This window comes from Pseudarthrobacter sp. KH_020_B (assembly GCF_057840185.1).
Window position 1 is genome coordinate 1,009,379 of record NZ_CM174506.1, and the last position, 17,951, is coordinate 1,027,329.

The window sequence follows — 17,951 nt, forward strand, 5'->3', positions numbered from 1 at the left end:
CGTAATCCACATCACTAACCTAAGCTTTTTCTCAGTTCTTCAATCAGATGTCTGACATCTGACTCAAATCGCATTGACCCCGTTCCCCATTTGGACGGGCCCCAAAATATCCGCACGGATAGCCGCCACCACCGCCGGTGCCGGACTCCGTTAGACAGAAGGTCGAAGATGACTTCACTCTCCTTAAAGTCCCCAGGGCTCGGCGAGCTGGGCGAGCGTACGCTCCGCAAGGTGCGCCGCCGCGTAATGCCGCTGATTGTCCTGCTCTACTTCATCGCGTATCTTGACCGCAACAACGTGGGCTTCGCCAAGCTGACCATGAGCGAGGACATCGGCCTGACCGCCGCAGCCTACGGTCTTGGCGCCGGCATCTTCTTCCTGGGCTATGCGCTCCTCGAGGTGCCCAGCAACGCAGGCATGTACCGCTACGGGGCCCGCAAATGGCTGGCCCGTATCCTCATCACCTGGGGGATCTTCGCCACGGGCATGTGCCTGGTGAACGGCGAAACCACCTACTACGTCATCCGGTTCCTGCTCGGAGCCGCGGAAGCAGGTTTCTTCCCTGCCATCCTCTTCTACCTGACCCTGTGGTTCCCTGCCGCTCAGCGCGTCACGGTACTGGGCATCTTCATCCTCGCCCAGCCCATCTCCAACGCCCTCGGCGCCCCGGTCTCCGGACTGCTGCTCCAGATGGACGGCATCATGGGCCTTCATGGATGGCAGTGGCTCTACATCATTGAAGGCATCCCGGCCATTCTCCTGGGCGTGCTGACACCCATCCTCATGACGGACCGGCCCCGCGACGCGAAGTGGCTCAACGCTGACGAACGCGAATGGCTTGTCAACACCATGGATGCCGAACTGGCAGCCAAGTCCACCGGCCGCAGCCACAACTTCCTGGCCGGCCTCAAGGACAAGCGGACCCTGACCTACTCTGCCCTGTACTTCGGCCTGGTCTGCGGCATTTACGGACTGGGTCTCTGGATGCCCACCATCGTCGCCGCCTTGGGCAAGTTCTCCACCGCCCAGGTCGGGTTCATCGTTCTCATTCCCTACTCCGTGGCAGCAGTCTTTGTGTTCCTCTGGAGCAAGCGTGCGGACAAGACCGGAAAGCGTGCCTGGCACAGTGCGGTCAGCATGGTCCTTGCCGGCATGGGCCTCCTTGCCGCAGGCTACCTGCTCCCGGTCAACCCCATACTGGCCCTCATTGCCCTGACCGCCGCGGCCATGGGCATCTACGGCGCCATCGCCCCGTTCCTGTCCATGCCGTCCGCGGCGCTCACCGGGGCGGCCGCTGCTTCCGGCCTCGCCCTGATCAACTCACTGGGTAACCTCGGCGGTTTTGTGGCCCCCTACGCTGTCGGCCTGCTGAATGACGCCACGGGCAACAACCAGAGCGGCCTGCTGTTCCTGTCCTTCTGCCTCTGCGTCACGGCGGTTGCCACCTACCTTTACGCACGCAAACGCCCCGAAGGCGATGCCGCGCTGGATCCCGCAGTTGCCGCGACTGCCGCCGTGACCCCTGATTCCACGCAACCCGCCAAAATCTCCTGATCCCGAAATCACTGAAGGAAAAACCAATGACTAGCAGCACTTTCCCCTCCGAACGCACAGTCGTCCTGACCGGCGCCGCATCGGTCCGCGGCATCGGCCGCGCCGCCGCTGACCGGATGGCCAGCGAGGGATGGTCCATCGCCATCCTCGACATCAACGCGGAGGACGCCAAGGCAGCCGCCGCGGAGATCGGCTCCAACCGTGCGGTCAAGGCCATCGGCGTCGGAGCCGACGTGTCCGACGAAGCGTCCGTTGACCGTGCGATCACCGAGATCGAAGCCTCGATGCCGCCGATCGTTGCGCTCGCCAACCTCGCCGGGATCAGCTCCCCGACGACGTTCATGGAAACCACCGTGGAGGAGTGGGACAAGGTGTTCGCCATCAACATGCGCGGAACCTTCATCGTTTCCCAGCGGGTCCTCAAGGGCATGATCGAGCGCAAGCTCGGGCGCATCGTCAGCATCTCGTCGATCTCCGCCCAGCGCGGCGGCGGCACGTTCTCGAAGGTTGCCTACAGTGCCACCAAGGCCGGAATCCTCGGGTTCACGCGCGCCCTGGCCCGCGAAGTCGGCGAGTTCGGGATCACGGTCAATGCGATTGCCCCGGGCCCGATCGACACCGACATCATGGGCGGAACCCTCACCGATGAGCGCAAAGCACAGATGTCCGAGGGCATCATGATGGGCCGCGTCGGCACCCGTGAGGAAGTGGCGGCCCTGATCGCCTTCCTCCTTGGCCAGGACGCGGGCTACATCACCGCCGCCACCTACGACATCAACGGCGGCCTCCAGGTTTCCTGACCGGGAACCGGACCCAGGCACGAGGGCACCCCCTCTCCGGCGGGGGTGCCCTCGTGCCGTGCCGGAGCCTCGGCCGAAGTCTAGGCTGGGACTATGAATCCCTCCGGCGGCGTGGTCCCCAGCCCGCGGACCCTTGAGGTTGAGAGCCTGGACACCTTCGACCGGCTGGTCGCTGCCGGCGCGGTGGCCATGCACGGCTGGCACGCCCAGTCCGTGGACCTGCGGGGCCGGACGGCAGCGCTTGAGGCGCTGGACGTGGAAGGTGCCATTTTCCTGGGCTGCACTTTCGACCAGCGCGTCGAAGAGGGGCTGCGTCGACGCGGCGCACTGATCTTCCCGAAGTTGCAGGGTGTGCCGTTCGATGCTTACCGGGCGCGGCTCTATACGCCGCAGGAACTGTACGCCGGCCTGGAAAACTCACCCTATGAGGAGCTGCCTGACGCCCTGGTGTATCACTGGAGCATCAGCCCGGGGCAGCGCAATCGGCTGGACGCCACCCTGGCCTCGGCGCTGCATGACCACGCCATCGGCGACGCCCTGGACGAGTTCACGCATTCGGCCCCCTACGCCGGCCGCACCACCGTGGGCGTGATGGGCGGACATGCCGCCCAGCGTGGCACCCCGGACTTCGCTCAGGCAGCCGAGCTGGGCAGGCTCCTGGCGCAGAGCGGGCGGATGGTGGCAACCGGCGGCGGTCCGGGTGCCATGGAAGCGGCCAACCTCGGCGCGTATCTTAGCCACATTCCGCACGCGGAGTTCACGGCGGCGCTGGCCGGCCTTGGATCCGTCCCCGGCTTCCGCCCCTCGGTGTCCGCGTGGGCACGCGAGGCGGCCGCCGTCGTCGAACGCTATCCCGGCGGAACGCCGTCGCTGGGCATCCCCACCTGGTTCTACGGGCATGAGCCGCCGAACTACTTTGCCACCCACATCGCCAAGTACTTCGCCAACGCCATCCGGGAGGCGATCCTGCTGGAATTGTGCGACGGCGGCATCATCTTCCTGCCGGGAGCGGCCGGTACGGTGCAGGAAATTTTCCAGGACGCCTGCGAGAACTACTACAGCGCCCGCGAAGCCGTGACGCCGATGGTGCTGGTGGGTCGGCAGCACTGGGAGGACGAGTATCCTGCGTGGCCCATGCTCCAGCGGCTGGCTGCCGGACGGACCATGGAAGACCGGATTTTCCTGGTGGACAGTGTGGACGAGGCGCTCGCGGTCCTGGGCGGCTAGCTCGCCGGGTCGTACATGAACTCGCGGAGCTCCTGCGAGCAACGGCAGGCCACCGCGATTTTCCTCGCCCACTCGACCGCATCCTCGCGCGTCGGCAGCTCCAGCACGGTGAACCCACCCTTGAGTTCGGAGCCCGGATAGATCTCGGTGCTCACCGACCCGCCGGCGGAGACAAGCACGGGATCGACTTCCTCCGCGATCCCACCGCCGAATACGTAGACGCCGGCAGCCTTCGCCTCCTCGATCACGGCGTGGGATTCGGCGAAGACGATCGGGAACTCCTCGTCGGTGAGCACCATGGCTTCGCTTGGGAAGGAGATGAGGTATTTGGTCATGTGTCGATAGTGCCCCGCGGGCGGGTCGGACAGCAACAGTTGTGGATAGTCCCGCGGCAGGCGGTTGGCGGGTGTTAGCCCACCACGGTGCCGAAGGCCAGCCCCAGCACGTAGGTCACGGCGGCGGCGCCCAGGCCGATGCCCAGCTGGCGCAGCCCGCGCGTCAGCGGCGACGTCCCGGACAGCAGGCCAACGATTCCGCCGGTGGCCAGCAGCGCCATTCCCACCAGTACTGCGGCTACCACGAGGGCGGTCAGACCGGTCAGGCCGAACAGGAACGGCAGGATGGGGACCACCGCGCCGGAGGCGAAGAAGCAGAAGCTGGAGAGCGCCGCCCCCCATGCGGTGCCCACGGCCTCGTGCTGGTCTTCCGCCTCCGGCAGCTCGGGCTGGAGCGACAGGCTGGGATCGCAGTCGCAGCTCAGCAGCCCCATGCGTTCGGCCACGCGGTGTTCGGCCGCTTCGTGGGACATCCCGCGCGCCAGGTAGACGAGCATCAGTTCGTTGTGCTCGATGTCCAGCTTCGGGGCGGCGGCGAGGGTGATCTGGGTGGGCTGGGTGGCGGCCAGGAGCTCGCGCTGGGACCGCACGGAGACAAACTCGCCCGCGGCCATGGACATGGCACCGGCGAGCAGCCCTGCCACACCGCTGAGGAGAACCACACCGCTGGCCACTCCGGACGCGGCCATGCCCACCACGAGCGAGAGGTTGCTGACCAGGCCATCGTTGGCGCCAAAGACGGCGGCACGGAAGGTCCCGGCGAGCCGGTTGCGGCCGCGGGTTGCCAGGCCGCGGACCACTTCTTCGTGGATCTGCTCATCCGCTGCCATGGCGTCTGTGGCGTTGGGTTCCATGCCGTAGGGGGAGCGGCCTTCAGCGCGCTGGGCCAGGGCCAGGACGAAAACGGAGCCGAAATGGCGGGCCAGGAAGCCCAGGAGTTGGCTGCGGAGGGACGCCGGCCGGGACTTTTGGGCGTGGTCGCCGAGGAGTTTGAGCCAGTGGGCCTCGTGCCGTCCTTCGGCTTCGGCGAGGGCCAGCAGGATGGCGCGCTCTTCGCCGTCGCGGTTCTGGGCGAGATCGCGGTAGACGGCGGCTTCTGCGCGTTCGTCCGCCAGGTACTGGCGCCACCGGCGGATGTCGGCCGGTGTGGGCTGCGGCGCGGACGGACTGGGTTCCGCCGGCCGGGCTTGGCTGGGTTGGGGGTGCTGAGACACGCAAGGCTCCTGTGCTGGATGGGCATGGTACGGCCCCATTGCCTGGCCCAGTTTACCGCGGAATTCCGCGGATTTTCGGCTGGCTGCCCTCACTGCGGAGTTTAGGTTTCCCTCAAAATATGGTGGTCCGCCGGGTGTGCCGGGACGGGTTGCGGTGGCCCTTGACCGGACCCACCGGCGGTGCTGTGATGAAGGAGTGGCGCCCGCCCGCGCCCACCGACGGCGCCCACCGACAACGCACGTCAGGCGAACAAACGGAGGTCGAACCATGAGCACCACCGGACAGCACCCGGACATGCCGCACCTGGAATCCGTTGAATCGGATCCAGCTTATGACTACGCCGAGGACGTACCGGTCCGCATAGACGACTGGGACGCCGAGGACGAATTCCTGGACGCCGAAGAAGCGGTGGTTCCCGCGCCCGCGGCAGCAGTCGACGCCGAGGAGCGCGTGGTTCCCCTCGATGAGGACGAGTTCCGCGGAACGGAATAGAACGTACGACGGCGGCACTCCGGTTCGCCGGGAAGCGAACGGGAGTGCCGCCGTCGTACTTAACTCGGTGAAGCTGCTGGCTCAGTGGGTCGAGTGGCTGGCGACCGGGTGGGCCTCCATGGGCAGTTCTTCGGTGACCGCTCCGGCGACCCGCTTCTCCCAGGCCTCGCGGACCTCGGGGTCCGTGGGCGGCGTGAGCAGTGAGATCACGATGTAGGTAACCAGCGAGGCGCCGAGGCCCCAGTAGATGGGTTCGTTGGCGTAGACGCCGTCGGCGCTGGGGATGACTCCGACGGCGTACATGATCAGCAGGGCCAGGGTCAGGACCGAGCCAACGGCCATGGACCAGGCGGCTGCGATGCCGGTGCCGCGCTTCCAGACCAGGCCGCCGAGGATGGCCACCAGCAGGCCGCCCACCAGGATGTCGTAGGCGATGGTCAGTGCCACCACGACGTCCTGCGCCGCCATGGAGATCAGCACGGCCACGATGCCCAGGCCCAGGACCCAGTAACGGTTGGCCTTGACGTCGTGCTCGGGGTTTTCGGTGTCGTCGGTGTTGATCGTCTTGCCGAACCAGCTGGCCACGAACGGCACCACGTCGGCACGGGCCACCGTGGCAGCTGCGATCAGGGCGCCGGAGGCGGTGGACATCATGGCGGCGACTGCGGCGGCCATGACCAGGCCGCCGATGCCGATCGGCAGGAGCTGGGTGGCGACCTCGGCGTAGACAACGTCCTTGCCGAGGTTGGCGACGTCGATGTCGGGCAGGGCCACGCGGGCGGCCAGGCCGATCAGGGCACCGGCGACGCCGTACAGGATGCAGTAGACGCCGGCCGTTGCGCCGCCCCAGCGGGCCACGGTGGGGGTCTTGGCGGTAAAGACGCGCTGCCAGATGTCCTGGCCGATGAGCAGGCCGAGGGTGTAGACCACGAAGTACGTGATGATGGTCTGCAGCCCGATGCCATCAAGCTGGAAGAAGCTGGCGTCAACGCGGCTGCGGATGCCGTCGAAGCCGCCGGCGGCGTTGAGCGTGAACGGCAGCATCAGGGCGAAGATGCCCACGGTCTTGATGATGAACTGCACCTGGTCGGCCAGGGTGATGGACCACATGCCGCCGATCGTGGAGTAGACCAGGACGATGGCGCCGCCGACGGCGATGGCGAGCCAGCGCTCCCAGTCGAACAGGACCACAAAGATGGTGGCGTAGGCGCCCGTGGAGGTGGCGCAGAGCATCAGGGTGTAGGCCAGCATCACTATGCCGGAGGTCTGGGTGGCGCGCTGGCCGTAGCGCAGGCTGAGCATCTGGGAGACCGTGTAGATCTTCAGCCGCTGGATGGTGCCGGCGAAGAGCAGGCTCAGGAGGAGCACACCCGCGCCGATGGCAACCACAAGCCACATGCCGGAGATGCCGAACCTGTAGCCCAGGCCGACGCCGCCGACGGTGGAGGCACCGCCGAGGACGACGGCGGCCATGGTGCCGGTGTAGAGCAGGGGGCCGAGGCGGCGGCCGGCAACCAGGAAGTCGCTGTTGTTCTTGGTGCGGGACTTGCCCCACCAGCCGAAGGCCAGCATGGCAATGAGGTACACCACCACGATGGCGATGTTGACGAAGTTAGCGTCCATTTGGGGCTCCTTGGAGCTGATCTGCAGTGTGTCTGGAATCCCGGCGGCGCTGCTGGGGAAGCCGGTATTCCGCTGCTCTTGTGGAATTGGGAGGAAGAGTTCCTCAAATAGTGCCTCACAGGCAACACTTGTTGCCCAGAAGCGTATGCTGTGACCGACGCAACAGTCAAGATCGGCCACACCATCTGTTGTTCGCCGCGGCGCTCGCCACGTCACGCGGGCCGGCTGGCCATTAGGATTGCTCCAGAGATGGGGCCGCACCGCCGGCCATGAAAGGTCCGCACATGAAGGCACTGCCAGTTGAGCCGAGCAACGTTCCCGTTGCCATCGGTTCCCGAATCCGTGCCGCCCGGCAGTCCCAGCGGCTGACCATCGAGCAGGTTGCCGACGCCACCGGCTTGACCAAGGGCTTCCTCAGCCGGGTGGAACGTGACCTTACGTCGCCGTCGGTCGCGTCGCTGGTGACCCTGTGCCAGGTCCTGTCCATCTCCATCGGCGATTTGTTTGTGGCCCCGGAAACGCACCTGACCAAGCGGAACGACGGGCCCCGCATCTCCCTGGGCGGCGAAGGCATCGTGGAGCGGCTGCTGACTGCCCGTTCCGAACGGCGCATCCAGATCATCCAGGCCGTCATTGAGCCCCACGGCCGCGGCGAGGCTGAGCTCTACGCCGTGGACTGTGACGTGGATGTGCTCCATGTGATCAACGGACGCATCCGGCTGATCCTGACCAACGAGGAATACGAGCTCAGCACCGGCGACACCGTGACCTTCCCGGGCCGCGAGCCGCATACGTGGGTCAATCCCACCGACGATGCCGTCGAGGTTCTCTGGGTCCTGGTCCCCGCCGCCAGCCGGTAGCCCCTCTCTCCCCAAGTAGGTAGCAGTAAGTGTCGTTTTGAGCGCTCAAAACGACACTTACTGCTACCTACTTGGGCCCTCGTTGCATGTTTTGTAAACACTTGATGCGCATTAGGAAACTTCCGGCTATGATGGCTGTCACACCCGCCGATCAATCCTCGAAGGAGAGGCTCATTTTGAAAGAGCTGCGCATCGAAGCCAACGGCAACCTTGGCCCCATCGATTCATCCCGTATCCCGCGCTATGCCGGCGCTGCAACCTACGCCCGCCTGCCGCGCCTGGACCAGGTGGCCAAGGCTGACGTGACGGTGGTGGGAGTGCCCTTCGACTCGGGTGTTTCGTACCGCCCCGGCGCCCGGTTTGGCTCCAACCACATCCGCGAGGCCAGCCGGCTGCTCCGCCCGTACAACCCCGCCTGGGACGTCAGCCCGTTCGAAAACATCCAGGTGGCTGACGCCGGAGACATGGCCGTCAACCCGTTCAACATCAACGAAGCCATCGAAACCATCCAGCAGAACGCTCTGGACCTCACCGCGGGCGGCAGCAAGCTGGTGACGCTCGGCGGGGACCACACCATCGCCCTGCCCCTGCTCCGCGCGGCCGCCGAGCGCGCCGGCGGACCCATCGCCATGCTGCACTTCGACGCCCACCTGGACACCTGGGACACCTACTTCGGCGCCGAATACACCCACGGCACCCCGTTCCGCCGCGCCGTTGAAGAAGGCATCCTGGACACCGAAGCGATCAGCCATATCGGCACGCGCGGCCCGCTCTACGGCAAGAAGGATCTCGACGACGACCAACGCTTCGGGTTCGGCATCGTCACCTCCGCGGACGTCTACTACCAGGGTGTCCTGGAGACCGTGGCCAAGGTCCGCGACCGGATCGGCAACCGCCCGCTGTACATCTCCGTGGACATCGACGTCCTGGACCCCGCACATGCGCCCGGTACCGGAACCCCGGAGGCCGGCGGCATCACCAGCCGTGAACTCCTGGAGATCATCCGCGGCTTCCGCGGCATGAACCTGGTGGGCGCCGACGTCGTCGAGGTGGCTCCCGCCTACGACCACGCCGAAATTACGGGCGTGGCAGCCAGCCATGTGGCCTATGAACTGGTCACCCTGATGGCGGACAATGCTGTTGAAGGTGACCGTTTCGGGACAGCCAACGGCTACGCCGCCCAAGCTCTCGGCCAAGAAGCCCGCCAACCTGCCGGTTTCGCCGCCGGACCCAAGGAGTAGCCACCATGATTGATTTCGATCCGGGCACAGCAGCCCCTACCAGGGGGACCAGCCAGCGCAACGGCGGGGACCTCGTCGTCGAAACCCTTGAAGCGCTCGGCGCCAAGACCGTCTTCGGCATCCCGGGCCAGCACGCCCTCGGCCTGTTTGATGCCATGGGCCGCGGCAACCTGCACTTCGTCTCTTCCCGTGTGGAGAACAACAGCGCCTTCGCCGCGGACGGGTATTCCCGCGCCACCGGTGAAGTGGGTGTGCTGTTCCTGTCCACCGGACCCGGTGCGCTGACGTCCCTCGCCGGCCTGCAGGAGGCCTACGCCACGGGTGTGCCCATGGTGGTGGTGGCCAGCCAGATCCCGCTCGAGGGACTCGGCGCCCGCCGCAAGGGCATGTTGCACCAGCTCGATGACCAGAAGGCCTCGGCCGCGAACGTCACCAAGAGCCAGCGCCTGATCCAGCACGCGTCGGGAATCCCTTCGGCCATCCAGGACGCCTGGACTGAAGCCATCTCTTCGCCGCAAGGCCCGGTCTGGCTGGAAATCCCGCAGAACGTGCTGCTGGATCCCATCATGGTTCCGCCGGTGGAGGACGCGCTCGCCGAAGCAGCGGACAACCCGCCCCGAGTGGAACTGGTCCGGGAAGCAGTGAAATGGCTGTCGACGGCGGAACGTCCCGCCATCATCGCCGGCGGCGGTACCCGGCGGGGCCGGGCCGAAAAATCGCTGCTCTCGATTGCCGAAAAGCTGCGGGCACCGGTCATCTGCACCCCTGGCGGCAACGGCGCCTTCCCGTGGACCCATGAGCTCTCGCTGCAGTCGTGGATCGAGGACCGGCATATGACGGACCTCCTGGAAGATGCCGACGTCCTGATTGTCATCGGCTCGTCCCTCGGTGAAGTCACGTCCAACTACTTCACGTTCGCGCCCCGCGGCCGCATCATCCAGATCGACGCCGAACCGCGCGTCCTCGAATCGAACAGTCCCGGCCTGGGCATCCGTGCCGACGCCGGCCAGGCACTCAGCGCCCTCGACGAGGCCCTGGTTGCGCCCGTCGACACCACCCGCAGCTGGCACGGGACCGCCCCGGAAGACCTGGTGAAGGACGCCCTCGCCAAGGTTCGCGCGCGGCTGGAATCGCAGGACCTGGGCAAAGAGCTGAAGTTCATGTCCGACATCCGCGAAGCCGTCCCCGCGGACATGCAGACCTTCTGGGACATGACCATCTCCGCGTACTGGGGCTGGAGCTGCTGGGACGCACGGCAGGGCCAGTTCCACTCCGCCCAGGGCGCCGGCGGCCTGGGCTACGGCTTCCCGGCGGCCATCGGCGGCGCCGTCGGGCTGGAAACGCTGGGCAAACCCGGCCGCGTGCTTGCCGTGTCCGGTGACGGATCATCCATGTACTCCATTTCCGAACTCGCCACCGCCAAGCAGCACAACATCCCGGTCACCTGGCTGATCGTGGACGACGGCGGCTACGGCATCCTGCGCGAATACATGGTGGGTGCGTTCGGCAAGGCCACGGCCACCGAGCTCGCGAGGCCCGACTTCGTCAAGCTCGCCGAAGCCTTCGGTGTGCCGGCGACGCGAGTGGCCCCCGAGGATGTCGGGGACGCGCTCAAGGCGGGCTTCGCGGCGGACGGACCCAACGTCGTCGTGGTTGAAACGCTGCTGAAGATGTTCGGCCCCACCCACCTGGACGGCTGAACACCCAGCACCAAAGCACCCGCTTCACCACAGCCCCCCGATTCACTACAGCGCGAAAGGACACTTGAGGCCCCATTCCAAAGGGCCTCAAGTATCCTTTCGCGCTTTTGTTGTCCGGTGTGTGTGCCGCATCGCGCCGTCTTTAGTTTCCCAAAGCAACCATTTGCGGATATGGTTGCCTTAGGCAAACAAAAGAGGAGAGTTTGATCATGGCAGTCACCCCGGACACCGCAGCGGACCTTGTCTACCGCATTTTCGACCTCCAAAGGGTGGTCCGCTGTGTCGCCGCGGCGAGCTTCCGCGGACAGGACACCGGGGTTGCACTGCAGGGCGTGCTCAGGTTCGTGGGGGAGGGGGAATCCCGTGCCACGCACCTGGCGGAGCGGCTCGGCGTCAGCGCCCCCGTCCTCAGCCGCCATATCGCGGACCTTGAAGAGCAGGGTTACGTCATCCGGCGGCAGGATCCCGACGACGGCCGCGCCCAGTTGGTTGCCCTGTCGCCGGCCGGCGCGGACAAGCTCCGGAAGGTCGAAGAGCGCCGCACAGCCACGCTGCAGGAGTACCTCAGTGATTGGAACCAGGAGGACGCCGAAGATACGGCGCGGATCCTGACCAAACTCTCGGCGTCCCTCAAGCATTCAGCCCGAGCACATGCAGTCCGGGCACATTCAGTCCCGGCACTTCCAAACGCGGCAACGGCCGCCGCAACCCAGAACCTCCAGGAGCACTGATATGTCGAGCCAACCCGCCGCGCCGCCCTTGGCGATGACCCACCGCCAGATCATGGAAGCCCTGACCGGGCTCCTCGCGGCGTTCTTCACCGCCATCCTCAGCAGCACCATCGTGGCCAACGCGCTGCCCACCATCATGTCCGATCTGCATGGCACGCAGACCGACTTCGCGTGGGTGATCACGGCCGCCCTGCTGGCCAACGCCGTCACCACCCCCATCTGGGGCAAGCTGTCCGACCTCTTCAACAAGAAGCTGCTGGTCCAGCTGAGCATCGTCATCTTCGTGGCCGGCTCGGTCATGGCCGGACTCTCCGAGACCATCCCGCTGCTGCTCACCGCACGCGTTATCCAGGGCGTGGCCATGGGTGGACTCACCGCACTGGCGCAGGCCATCATCGGCACCATGATCCCGCCGCGGGACCGCGGCAAATACTCCGGCTACATGGGCGCCGTGATGGCGGTGGCCACTGCCGGCGGACCGCTGCTGGGCGGATTCATCGTGGACAGCCCGCTGGGCTGGCGCTGGACCTTCTTCGTCTGTGTGCCGCTCGCCGTCGTCGCGCTCATCCTGCTCCAGATCACGCTGAAAATCGAGCACATCAAGCGCCACGTCCAGATCGACTGGCTTGGCTCCATCCTGCTGACCTCCGGTGTCAGCCTGCTCCTGATCTGGGTTTCCTTCGCCGGCAACCCCGCCTACTACGACTGGGTCTCCTGGCAGTCGGCCGCCATGGTGGGCGGCGGCGTGGTGCTGCTGGCCCTGCTGGTGCTGGTGGAGTCCAAGGTGGAGCAGCCCATCATCCCGCTGAAGATCATCTCCGAACGCACCACCGCTTTGGCCATCATCGCTTCAGTGGCCGTGGGCATCGCGATGTTCGGTTCAACCACCTTCCTGGGCCAGTACTTCCAGGTGGCCCGCGGCGCCACGCCTACCGAAGCCGGGCTCCTGACGCTTCCGATGATCGCCGGCAACCTGACAGGCTCGGTCGTTTCCGGTCTGCTGATCAGCCACACCGGCAAGTGGAAGGGCTACCTGATCGGCGGGTCCATCCTGCTGATCGGCGGCCTGGGACTGGCCGGCACCATGGACCACACCACCGAACTGTGGCAGGCCGGGCTCTCCACCGCAGTCCTGGGTGTGGGCCTTGGCATGCTGATGCAGAACCTGGTCCTGGCGGTGCAGAACACGGTCCGGGCGTCCGACATCGGGTCGGCCAGCGCGTCTGTGGCATTCTTCCGTTCGGTGGGCGGCGCGATCGGTGTGTCCGTGCTCGGGGCCGTCCTCAGCAGCCGGGTCAGCGAACTCGCCACGCAGGGCCTGGCAGCGGCCGGCATCCCGGTGGCGGGCGGGTCGGTCGGAGCCAGCATGGACCTCGTTGATATGCCTGCACCAGTGCGCGAGATCATGCGTGCCGCTTACGGCGACGCCACCGCCGAGGTGTTCCTGATCTCCGCCGGCGTTGCGGTGATAGCCCTGATCTCGGTCCTCTTCATCAAGGAACGCCCGCTGCGGCGCACCGTTGACATCCAGCCGGAGGCTGCTGTCGCGGAAAACGCAGATGCCGGGGAAAGCACAGACACTGAAAGCACGACGCCGGAACTCGCCTCCGCGAGCCGCTGACCTGAGTTCCCGCTGACCTAAGCGCCGGCGGCTGACCTGGGCCCGCCCCGACTAAGCGCGAAGGGACACTTGAGGCCCCGTGGATCCAGGGCCTCAAGTGTCCTTTCGCGCAGGTGGGTGGTGGGGAACATGTGGGGGAGTACGCCGATCGGATGATCTTTGCCGTAGATGTTTCGCCCGGGCAACGGATTTCGTAGAGTAGGTAGCCTGAGAAATGTCAGCCCCGTCTGTTACTACTTATCCTCATCATTTCGCGCTCTCTTCCTAAGGATTCACGGGCATGCTCCTCACCCTCATTCGGCGCTACTCCAAACCGTATATGCCATACATCGTGGCCGTCGTTGTGTTCCAGCTGGCGTCCACCATCGCAGCGCTCTACCTTCCCAGCCTCAATGCCCAGATCATCGATGAAGGCGTCTCCCGCGGGGATACGGATTTCATCTGGCGCACCGGGTCCGTGATGCTGCTGGTGGCCATTGTCCAGGTGGGCACCGCCATCGCCGGCGTCTACTACGGCTCCAAAACGGCCATGGCCGTGGGCCGCGATCTGCGCCGCGGCGTGTTCCGCAAGGTCACCAGTTTCTCCGCCAAGGACGTGAACACGTTCGGCGCCCCCACCCTCATCACCCGCGGCACGAACGACGTCCAGCAGGTCCAGATGCTCGTGCTGATGGGCCTGAACTTCATGGTGGCCACCCCCATCATGTGCATCGGGGGCATCATCATGGCGCTGCGCGAGGACGTCAGCCTGTCGTGGCTGGTCTGGGTGTCCGTGCCCGTACTGATCGTTGTGGTGGGCTACCTGGTGGTCCGGCTGATGCCCCTGTTCCGTTCCATGCAGAAGAGGATCGACCGCATCAACGCCGTCCTTCGCGAGCAGATCATCGGCATCCGGGTGGTCCGCGCCTTTGTCCGCGAACCCTATGAAACGGAGCGTTTCGGCGTTGCCAACAAGGACCTGACCGACGTCTCCCTGAAGATCGGTGCGTTGTTTGTCCTGATGTTCCCGGCCATCGGCATGATCCTGCACCTGTCCACGGCCGCGGTGCTGTGGTTTGGCGGCCAGCGCGTGGATTCAGGCGAGATGCAGGTGGGCGCCCTGACCGCGTTCCTGCAGTACCTGCTCCAGATCCTGATCGCCGTTATGATGGGCACGTTTATGGCCATGATGATCCCGCGCGCCTCGGTCTGCGCGGACCGCATCGGTGAAGTGCTCGACGTCGAACCCTCCATCCACGATCCCGAACGTCCCGAAACTCCCGCCACGCTGGCCGGGGTAGTGGAGTACCGGAACGTCACCTTTGCCTACCCCGGTGCCGAGTCGCCGGTGCTGAGCAACATCAGCTTCACCGCCAAGCCGGGCGAGACCGTTGCCATCATCGGTTCCACCGGTGCAGGCAAGACCTCGCTGCTGGCCCTGCTGCCGCGCCTCTACGACATCGCCGAGGGCGAAGTCCTCCTGGACGGCGTCTCCGTCAGGAACCTGGACCGGGCCGAGATCACCAAGCGCGTGGCCCTGGTACCGCAGCGGCCGTACCTTTTCTCGGGCACCATCGAGCACAACCTGCGCTTCGGCAAGACCGAAGCCACGGACCAGGAACTCTGGGACGCGCTGCAGATTGCCCAGGGCGAGGGCTTTGTCCGCGAGAAGAAGAACGGACTGAACGCCCGCATCGCGCAGGGCGGCACCAACGTCTCCGGCGGCCAGCGGCAGCGGCTTTGCATCGCACGGGCGTTGATCACCAAACCCAAGGTCTACCTCTTTGACGATTCATTCTCGGCACTGGACGTGGCAACCGATGCCAGGCTCCGTGCAGCGCTGAAACAGACCACCGCCGACGCCACCGTGATCATCGTGGCCCAGCGGATCTCCACCATCACCGACGCAGACCAGATCCTGGTCCTGGACAACGGCCGGATCGTGGACCGCGGAACGCATGAGGAACTCCTGGAAACATCACCCACCTACCAGGAAATTGTTGAATCCCAGCTGAGCGTGGAGGAAATGGCATGAGCGCCGGAAAGAAGGTTTCGACAGGCTCGACCACAGAAGCGCCCGATACAGGCACCGGCACCGCAACCCCGGAGGACCCGTTGGAGGACGACGATTTCTTCGAGGAGGAATACAAGCCCTCGGAGGCTGACGGCGACATGTTCGGCGGCATGCCCGCCAAAAAGGCCGAGCACTTCTGGCCCTCGGCGAAACGCCTGATGGGGCTCCTGAAGCCGGAAGCTGTGGGCATCTACGCCGTAGTGGCCCTGGTGGTTGTCTCGGTGGTCCTGAACGTCATCGCCCCCAAGATCCTGGGCCAGGCCATGGACGTCATCTTCGGCGGCGTGGTGGGCAAACAACTGCCCGCAGGCGCCAGCAAGGACGAGTTCGTTGAAGGCCTGCGCCAGCAGGGTCAGGACAACTTCGCGGACATGGTGTCCCGGATGGAGCTGGTTCCGGGTACCGGGATCAACTTCCAGAAGCTCTCAGTCCTGATCGCCGTCGTGCTGCTGATGTACTTTGTGGCCAACATCTTCCTCTGGCTGCAGGGCTACGTGCTGAACCGCATTGTCATGAAGGTGATCCGTAGGCTCCGGGACGACACCGAAAAGAAGCTGAACCGGCTCCCGCTGAACTACTTCGACACGCGCCAGCGCGGCGACGTCCTCTCCCGGGTGACGAACGACGTCGACAACGTCCAGCAGGCGCTGCAGCAGGCCTTCGCGCAGCTGATCAGCTCGCTGCTGACCGTCATCGGCGTCGTCATCATGATGTTCATCGTGTCCTGGCAGCTTGCCCTCATCGCCCTCGTTGCGCTGCCGCTGTCCGGTGTGGCTGCCGGCCTGATCGGCTCGCGCAGCCAGAAGCTCTTCGTCGCCCAGTGGAAGAACACGGGCGAGCTGAACGGCCAGATCGAGGAATCCTTCTCCGGGCACGACCTTGTGCGGGTCTTCGGCCGTGACGCTGACATGCTGGAACGCTTCGAAGAGCGGAACGAGGCCCTCTACAAGGCCAGCTTCGGAGCCCAGTTCGTCTCCGGCATGATCTTCCCGGTCATGCAGTTCGTTTCCTACCTCAGCTATGTGGGCATCGCCGTTGTGGGTGGCCTCCGGGTTGCCTCTGGCTCGATGTCCCTCGGCGACGCCACGGCGTTCATCCAGTACTCGCGCGAGTTCACCCAGCCGCTGGGCCAGATGGCCGGCATGGCCAACATGCTGCAGTCCGGCGTGGCGTCCTCGGAGCGCGTCTTTGAATTCCTCGACGCCGATGAGCAGGACTCCGAGACCGCCACCGAGCACCTGCCGGCCAAGACCGACGGGCACGTGGAGTTCAAGGGCGTCACGTTCAGCTATTCCGAGGACAAGCCGCTGATCGAAAACCTGTCCTTCACGGCAGAACCCGGGCACACCGTGGCAATTGTTGGTCCCACCGGGGCCGGCAAGACCACCCTGGTGAACCTCGTGATGCGCTTCTACGAGCTCAACTCAGGTGCCATCACCCTGGACGGCGTGGATGTCACGCACCTGAGCCGGTCCGAGCTGCGGTCCAAGGTGGGCATGGTGCTCCAGGATGCGTGGCTGTTTGGCGGGTCCATCTACGACAACATCCAGTACGGCAACCTTGACGCCACCGAGGAGCAGGTCATGGCAGCCGCCAAGGCCACCTTCGTGGACCGCTTTGTGCGGGCCCTGCCGGATGGCTACGACACCGTGATCGATGAGGAAGGCAACAACGTCAGCGCCGGTGAAAAGCAGCTGATCACCATCGCCCGCGCGTTTGTGGCCAACCCGTCGCTGCTCATCCTCGATGAGGCCACGAGTTCCGTGGATACACGCACCGAGCTGCTGGTCCAGAAAGCCATGGCGGCGCTGCGGACGGACCGGACCAGCTTTGTGATCGCCCACCGGCTCTCCACCATCCGCGACGCCGACACCATCCTGGTGATGGAGAACGGCAAGATCGTGGAGCAGGGCAACCACAAGACGCTGCTGGCGGCTGAGGGTGCTTATTACCGGCTGTACATGTCCCAGTTCGCCGGTTCAGACGTTGAAGAATTCGTTGTGGACGATTCGACGGCGGTCCACAGCTGAGCGCGGAGGGCGGCGGACCACCCCGGCGCATCGAGGTCCTGGTCCCGATGCGCTGGGGTGACATGGACGCCTATGGGCACATCAACAACGTCCAGATTGTCAGGATGCTCGAGGAGGCCCGGATCACCGCGTTCGGGCCTCCCCGGGGCACCGGCCTGCCCGGCATCGAGCCGGAGGTGTCGCTCTTCAACGACGTTCCGGAGGGGACCCTGGCGCTGGTGGTGGACCACAAGATCCGCTACGTCAGGACGCTGGAATACCGCAATGTCCCGGCGGTGGTCCAGGTGTGGATCGGCGCGGTGAAGGGCGCCAGTTTCGACATCCACTACGTCGTGCAGGACCCGGTCACCCGGGAGGACTGCGTCCGGGCCAGCAGCCATCTGGCGTTTGTGGACGAGGCCTCCGGCCGCGTCCTGCGCCTGACGCCGGAGCAAAAGGAGCGGCTCGCGCCGTTTACTTTTTGAACTGT

At 65.5% G+C, this 17,951-nt stretch carries 15 protein-coding genes; 12 read left to right on the top strand and 3 right to left on the bottom strand.

Going from position 1 to position 17,951, the window contains the following annotated elements:
* Positions 1-168 precede the first annotated feature (168 nt).
* From AC3IT0_RS04825 to AC3IT0_RS04835, 3 genes are all read left to right on the top strand, one after another.
* Positions 169-1,554, top strand: a complete 1,386-nt coding sequence (locus AC3IT0_RS04825) for an MFS transporter (protein ID WP_489322644.1) — start codon at positions 169-171, stop codon at positions 1,552-1,554.
* Between the two features lie 26 nt (positions 1,555-1,580).
* Positions 1,581-2,354 (top strand): SDR family NAD(P)-dependent oxidoreductase, encoded by a 774-nt coding sequence (locus AC3IT0_RS04830; protein ID WP_489322645.1) that lies wholly within the window; start codon positions 1,581-1,583, stop codon positions 2,352-2,354.
* 93 nt (positions 2,355-2,447) lie between these two features.
* Positions 2,448-3,581 (top strand): LOG family protein, encoded by a 1,134-nt coding sequence (locus AC3IT0_RS04835; RefSeq protein WP_489322646.1) that lies wholly within the window; start codon positions 2,448-2,450, stop codon positions 3,579-3,581.
* On the opposite strand, the gene AC3IT0_RS04840 is transcribed toward AC3IT0_RS04835, so the two are convergent.
* Both AC3IT0_RS04840 and AC3IT0_RS04845 read right to left on the bottom strand, forming a co-directional pair.
* Positions 3,578-3,916 carry a YciI family protein gene (locus AC3IT0_RS04840; RefSeq protein ID WP_489322647.1) on the bottom strand — a complete coding sequence of 113 codons (339 nt, stop codon included), beginning with the start codon at positions 3,914-3,916 and terminating at the stop codon, positions 3,578-3,580. The two genes, AC3IT0_RS04835 and AC3IT0_RS04840, sit on opposite strands and share 4 nt — an antisense overlap.
* A gap of 74 nt (positions 3,917-3,990) precedes the next feature.
* Positions 3,991-5,130: a VIT1/CCC1 transporter family protein gene (locus AC3IT0_RS04845; RefSeq protein ID WP_489322648.1), complete on the bottom strand. Its 1,140-nt coding sequence runs from the start codon at positions 5,128-5,130 to the stop codon at positions 3,991-3,993.
* Between the two features lie 268 nt (positions 5,131-5,398).
* On the opposite strand from AC3IT0_RS04845, the gene AC3IT0_RS04850 reads away from it, so the two are divergent.
* Positions 5,399-5,623: a hypothetical protein gene (locus tag AC3IT0_RS04850; RefSeq protein ID WP_489322649.1), complete on the top strand. Its 225-nt coding sequence runs from the start codon at positions 5,399-5,401 to the stop codon at positions 5,621-5,623.
* An 81-nt stretch (positions 5,624-5,704) separates the two neighbouring features.
* Here the strand turns inward: AC3IT0_RS04850 and AC3IT0_RS04855 are convergent, their stop codons facing one another.
* Positions 5,705-7,246, bottom strand: coding sequence for a sodium:solute symporter family protein (locus AC3IT0_RS04855; RefSeq protein ID WP_489322650.1), 1,542 nt, complete (start codon positions 7,244-7,246; stop codon positions 5,705-5,707).
* Between the two features lie 284 nt (positions 7,247-7,530).
* Between AC3IT0_RS04855 and AC3IT0_RS04860 the strand changes: the two genes are divergently transcribed.
* The 8 genes from AC3IT0_RS04860 to AC3IT0_RS04895 all read left to right on the top strand — a co-directional run bounded on the left by AC3IT0_RS04860 (position 7,531) and on the right by AC3IT0_RS04895 (position 17,946).
* Positions 7,531-8,106: a helix-turn-helix domain-containing protein gene (locus tag AC3IT0_RS04860; protein ID WP_489322651.1), complete on the top strand. Its 576-nt coding sequence runs from the start codon at positions 7,531-7,533 to the stop codon at positions 8,104-8,106.
* A 176-nt stretch (positions 8,107-8,282) separates the two neighbouring features.
* Positions 8,283-9,347, top strand: coding sequence for an agmatinase (gene speB / locus AC3IT0_RS04865; RefSeq protein ID WP_489322652.1), 1,065 nt, complete (start codon positions 8,283-8,285; stop codon positions 9,345-9,347).
* A 5-nt stretch (positions 9,348-9,352) separates the two neighbouring features.
* Positions 9,353-11,047, top strand: a complete 1,695-nt coding sequence (locus AC3IT0_RS04870) for a thiamine pyrophosphate-binding protein (RefSeq protein WP_489322653.1) — start codon at positions 9,353-9,355, stop codon at positions 11,045-11,047.
* A 209-nt stretch (positions 11,048-11,256) separates the two neighbouring features.
* A complete protein-coding gene (locus AC3IT0_RS04875; protein ID WP_489322654.1) occupies positions 11,257-11,778 on the top strand; it encodes a MarR family winged helix-turn-helix transcriptional regulator in 522 nt (173 codons plus the stop codon).
* 1 nt (position 11,779) lies between these two features.
* Positions 11,780-13,399, top strand: a complete 1,620-nt coding sequence (locus tag AC3IT0_RS04880; protein WP_489322655.1) for an MFS transporter — start codon at positions 11,780-11,782, stop codon at positions 13,397-13,399.
* 280 nt (positions 13,400-13,679) lie between these two features.
* Complete coding sequence (locus tag AC3IT0_RS04885) at positions 13,680-15,413, top strand: ABC transporter ATP-binding protein (protein ID WP_489322656.1); 1,734 nt, start codon at positions 13,680-13,682, stop codon at positions 15,411-15,413.
* Positions 15,410-17,482 carry an ABC transporter ATP-binding protein gene (locus AC3IT0_RS04890; RefSeq protein WP_489322657.1) on the top strand — a complete coding sequence of 691 codons (2,073 nt, stop codon included), beginning with the start codon at positions 15,410-15,412 and terminating at the stop codon, positions 17,480-17,482. Before AC3IT0_RS04885 ends, AC3IT0_RS04890 begins: the two co-directional genes overlap by 4 nt.
* Before the next feature lie 47 nt (positions 17,483-17,529).
* On the top strand, positions 17,530-17,946 hold the full coding sequence (locus AC3IT0_RS04895) for an acyl-CoA thioesterase (RefSeq protein ID WP_489322658.1): 417 nt from the start codon (positions 17,530-17,532) through the stop codon (positions 17,944-17,946).
* Positions 17,947-17,951 lie beyond the last annotated feature (5 nt).